Source organism: Streptomyces sp. NRRL S-646, assembly GCF_000720765.1.
Classification (GTDB): Bacteria; Actinomycetota; Actinomycetes; order Streptomycetales; family Streptomycetaceae; genus Streptomyces.
The window spans coordinates 1-355 of record NZ_JODC01000100.1 but is presented as its reverse complement, the minus strand read 5'-3'; the positions used below and the strand labels follow the sequence as shown (position 1 = coordinate 355).

Sequence of the window (355 nt, the reverse complement as noted above, 5' to 3'; positions counted from 1 at the left end):
GGCGGTGGTGGCGGGTGGGTTGTCGTTGGAGGACGGGGCGCGGGTGGTGGCGCTGCGGTCCAAGGCGATCCGGGCCATTGCCGGCCGCGGTGGCATGGTGTCCGTCCCGCTGCCGCTCGCGGATGTTGAGGAGTTGCTGACGGCTTGGGCGGGCCGGATCGATATCGCGGCGGTGAACGGTCCGGGTTCGGTGGTGGTGGCCGGGGATGCGGACGCGCTGGATGAGCTGATGGCGCACTGCGAGGGCCACGACGTGCGGGCGCGTCGTATCCCGGTGGACTACGCCTCCCACACGAGGCACGTCGAAGCCATCGAGACCGAACTGGCCGAGGTGCTCGCGGCGGTCTCCCCCCGC

The 355-nt window shown here is 71.8% G+C and carries 1 protein-coding gene; it reads left to right on the top strand.

Features of this window, described 5'->3' with window-relative positions:
• Nucleotides 1-355 (top strand): acyltransferase domain-containing protein (locus IH68_RS51385; protein WP_037886742.1); only part of this gene is annotated, 355 nt, incomplete at both ends.